We start from the raw sequence: 4345 nt of genomic DNA on the forward strand, positions 1-4345 counted from the left end.
GCAGCCTCCGTCAGTCGTTTTGCGCGCCAGTCGCGTCGCGTCGGTGCGGCGGCTGCGAATGCTGCGCGCGCGGATCGCGCTGATATCGACCGCGCGCAAGGTCGTGGCTTAACCCCAAGAGCCGAGGTCATCGCCGGGCTGTGGTCGCCGTGGCCCGCTAACTTGCCGTCCCTCTGCACAAGATATGGGTGGATCGCTCCGACTTCCGCTGCAGGTCGATGGAGGCGACGGCATGATGCAAACCGCTAACCAGAACCTGAACTTTACTGGAAGGGTCCGAAGCGTTGACGATGGTCCGGAAGCAGCCGCAACTGACTGCCGGGCCCCGAGCGCGCCCTGGGGCGAGGTTCTCCGTTCCTGTCCGACCAATGCGTGCAGCGTGCCGTTGCGGCTACGAGCCGACTGCGGAAAGAAGCGTGACCCGCGCCCGAGACGTTTCCAAAGCCAACCCACCGGAGATCGCCCCCTTGACATCAACGCGGTAAAGGCAGCGAAAACTCCGCTGGATAACGCTTTAACCAGGCGTAACAGCGGCTCAACGGCGTCGCGGGTTTACGCCGACTAGGCGAGGTGCCGGGTGCGTCCGAAACTCGTGGCGCCGACCGACATCGAGCGCAACCAAAAAAGCCCCGATTCTGTCCCCACATAGCAGGAACCGGAGATCTCCATGCAGCCAAAGGTCGAATATCGTGGATTCGAAATTCACGTTGAGTTGGTATCCACGTCGAAGGACACGTTCGACGTCTGGTTTCGTATCGAAGGCGCCACCAAACCTGCGGGCGTCGCGGCAATCGGCGAGCGCATAAAAGTTCGTGGCGGGCCGTTCTCTCGTCGCTGGGCTTATCTTGTTGCAGAGATAGTCGGCCAAGCTGCTATCGATGTAATTCTCGGTGTTACTGAAGAGAGGCTGATCGCAGAGCCGTCGAGTGCGCGCGGCGAACTCGTCGCGCGCCTTGGCTCTAATGCATTCGTAGCGGCCCGCGATTCCTCGCAAAAAACCTCGGTGGAGATGGACATGGCGAAAGGCAAAGAAGTATTCGCGTCTCATAAGGGCTTCGTGATTCGTGTCCTTGCGGTTCCCGAATATTCTCCACACCCTCCGGGTGTGCCTTTCGGGTACGTTGGGTACGTCGCTCGTCCCGAAGCAGACATTCGCGTGGCCACGCAAAGGATGAACTTTTCTCACCCTGTAGCCGAGTATCTGTCGGCCGAAGCGGCAGAACAGGCTGGCTTTGTAGAAGGGCGATCGATCATTGAGGGCATCCATCCCGACGGACTTACTACGGACGGCCTTTAATGAGTGACTGGCCGGGAGCTTCGTGATAACCATGAAGCGGGATTACGTTTCGTGGATGCCCACGCCGGATGCCCGGACGGCGCTGCAAAATCCGGCCATCGCCTTCGGGTCCATCTCAGTAGAACCATTGCATTGCTTTTCCTCGGTATGTCAGGCCGCCGCAGATTACTCTGCGCCTGGCGCTTCCTTGTCCAGTTCGTTGTAGCCCTCGGCGGGGTCATCGCCGATCACATCCTCAAATTCGAGCGATTCGGGGAAGACGTCGAGCGCCGCCTCGGTTAATTCCTCGGCCAACGCGCTGATCGAATCGATCCATTCCTTCGTCGCGATTCCCTTGTCGCCGTTCTGCCAGCTCGCCGACCTATCATCGAATTCATCTTCAAGCTCGCGATGCACGTCATCGAGCATGCCGCGCGCCGCATCGACCTTGTCGTTATATGCGTCCACGTCTAGTTCCAGCTTCGCACGTGCAGCCGCAACCGCCTCATTGAACACACGCACAGACTCTTCCAACGTGCTCCGCTGCGCCGTCAGTTCGCCGAACGCTGCATCGATGCGCTTCTGATCGGCGGCTTTGATCTTGAATGCCATGCTTGTCCTCTTTCGTGATACCGAGTCCTGCTGCTGGGCCGCGTCATTTAACTCACGATCGCCAAGGCTTTGCCATGCTCCAGATTCACGCTCTACTGCTTCTACCAGTCCATGCGCCCATAAGCTGCTGCGCAATCGTCAATCTCGCGTTGAGCGATGATCGGAAAAATTCCCGGCGTCGTTGCATTGCATTGAGCCACTTGACCCGTCTTGCGGTCACGAAAAACCGCCGGTGATGCACATCCGGCAAGCATGAGCGCGACAACGATGATTGATCGATTCATTTTTCCCCTGTCGATGGTAGGTTTCGTGCTGCTACGACGATTCTGCCTCGGGTTTCCGTGCGTCACGCGCGTGGCAATCGCGTCACTCCTGAGTCGCGGTATAGCAACTCGGCGCCGTTTTTGCTGGTGGGGTGCCTTGCCAACAACGCTTCATTTCGCCCGTGTTCGTATCTAATCTCCACGCATTGCCGCCGCTATCCACAGCGAGTTGGTAGTGGCCTGCTGCCGTGGGCGAAGCATCATGCGATGCTTGGCCGCAGCCAATGAGGATCAGGGATAGCGCAATAGGGATGAGTTTCATATGGATTTTCCTACGCGTTGTACGGCGTCGCGACGCGGGTCAGTTGTTCGGTCTACCGGCCCGACCAGAAGCCGGCAAGAAGGCAAATCACGAAAGACAGGACCACCCCAATAGTGCGATTTCTTAAACTCCTACGACGGTGTTGCTTCGACTCGTTGAGCGCTGCCGTGAATGCAGCATCATCAATATCAAACGCTCGCTTTCTCTTCGCTGCTGGCGCTGCTGCTCTTTCAGGCTCCGCTTTCGGGGTCCGCTCCTGAGGAAATTCCGCTTCCTGCTGCACGTGCTGCCCGGCGGCTTCCACCGCATCCGCCACTATGGCCTGCTCGCCAATCCGGTGCGGCGGGCAAACCTGACGAGAATACGCGTGCTGCTGCACGCTCCTGCAGTCATTCACGCCAGCGACGACGCGTCGCCGGACGCCATGTCGCCAACCTTCTTGTGCCGGCACTGCGGTGCGCCGTCGATCCTCATCGACATCCTCCTGCGCAGCCAGCCGATTCGTGCACCACCGACATCCCGAGGCAACGCATGAGCGTCAAAGACCCGGAATGTTCAATCCGACTGTCGGCTCTCCGGCAACGGGCGCCAACAGGAGACGCTTGCGCGTGCCGCTCCGGGCAGCCCTTGCCGCCGCTCGCGGCACCGCCACAACATGGCAGACAACAGCTTCGAAACCACGTTCGAGCCCATCCCGACCCAGGTTCGCTTCAACATCCTGTGGCACCGCCGACGGCGCGCCCCCTTCAATCCCCATAGATACTCAACGCCCGGGCCGCATCGGTCCACTCCGCGGGTTCCTCCCTCGAGGCTTGTCCAACGCCTGCCCACATGCGCCGTCGCGCACTCACGCCGCTGCAGACAAGGGCAGGCGTCGAACAACCCTTAACAAACACGGACGGGCTTGCCTGAAACGCTCGGGGTCGGGTACAGCCATGCGATGCTCACTATAAAAACTGTTTGCGCTGTCCCTGACGATACGACACGGAGGCAGATTCCGACCTGTGGGGAAGGTTCCCTGTCAGGCAACGTTCGCCGTCTGCTTGACTGTTCACCGCGCCGCCATAGACTGGTCGGTCCATTTTGTGCCAACCACGTCGAGCATTCCGATGTCCGGCACGCTGCCCAGCAATGACAGCGAATGCTTGGCGAGCTCCCGAGGAACATGACCCGTCAGGTGCGCAAACCTACCGCCGTTGTCGGGGAAGACGTCAAAAATGCCGAAATGACCGTCGTCAAGGCGGATGGCAAACCAGGCAACGGTCTTGGGTTCCTCCTCCACGAGTGCTTGCGCGTCGCGAAGGAACTGCGCGACCTGTGACTCATGACCCGCCTTTGCCTTGAACGTGAGGAGCAGTGCCTTCGTGACCGGCTCGCCCGATGACGTTGCAGGCAACTTGTCGGCCAGGACGTCAAATTCCTGAATCAGCGGGGCCCCGGCAAACACGCTGCCGCCGGCATCTAACAGTGCTTGTGTAACTGGCCCCGCCAGATGCGCCTCGCGGCCGGCATCGTCTGCGAACACGTCGAAGACGCCGTACTCCGATCGCCCGAATCTGATCGCGAACCACGCGGTGGTTGCGGCTTCCGCCCGACCCATCGCGAGAGCCGAGCGCAGGACGTCTTCCGCCATGGCGTCGTCGTTGCTGGCCTTGACTTCCAACCTGACGAGCAGACCTTTAGTGCCCATGAGACACCTCCATTCGTGATCGGCCGACCGTGAGCGCGTCGAGCGTGCAGTCCTTCGACTGCTAACAAGCCAGCAGCGCCGCGCAGCCAGTGCCCTCCTCCAGAGCACACCTTCGGTCCTGCGATCGTCGCCGGCGGCATCGGGCGAGACATCTCGCCCGGCGATCATGCGCGTGTGCAATG

General features: G+C 60.3%; 2 protein-coding genes and 2 pseudogenes. 2 read left to right on the plus strand and 2 right to left on the minus strand.

Annotation, left to right across the window (positions count from 1 at the left end; genetic code table 11):
* Positions 1-667: 667 nt before the first annotated feature.
* A pseudogene (locus tag PQR02_RS39695) lies at positions 668-901 on the plus strand (hypothetical protein); the annotation flags it as partial.
* 561 nt (positions 902-1462) lie between these two features.
* On the opposite strand, the gene PQR02_RS39700 reads toward PQR02_RS39695, so the two are convergent.
* Positions 1463-2023, minus strand: coding sequence for a hypothetical protein (locus PQR02_RS39700; RefSeq protein WP_408243269.1), 561 nt, complete (start codon positions 2021-2023; stop codon positions 1463-1465).
* Positions 2024-2741: 718 nt separating this feature from the next.
* Between PQR02_RS39700 and PQR02_RS39705 the strand changes: the two are divergent.
* A pseudogene (locus PQR02_RS39705) lies at positions 2742-3008 on the plus strand (transposase); the annotation flags it as partial.
* A gap of 516 nt (positions 3009-3524) precedes the next feature.
* Here the strand turns inward: PQR02_RS39705 and PQR02_RS39710 are convergent.
* Positions 3525-4163 carry a putative quinol monooxygenase gene (locus tag PQR02_RS39710; RefSeq protein ID WP_408243270.1) on the minus strand — a complete coding sequence of 213 codons (639 nt, stop codon included), beginning with the start codon at positions 4161-4163 and terminating at the stop codon, positions 3525-3527.
* Positions 4164-4345 lie beyond the last annotated feature (182 nt).

Origin of the sequence: Paraburkholderia sediminicola (genome assembly GCF_046026895.1) — a bacterium.
Classification (GTDB): Bacteria; Pseudomonadota; Gammaproteobacteria; order Burkholderiales; family Burkholderiaceae; genus Paraburkholderia; species Paraburkholderia sediminicola_C.

Coding starts and splice junctions, on each gene's coding strand:
- PQR02_RS39710 (WP_408243270.1), bottom strand. CDS start 4,163: ATGGGCACTAAAGGTCTGCTCGTCAGGTTGGAAGTCAAGGCCAGCAAC.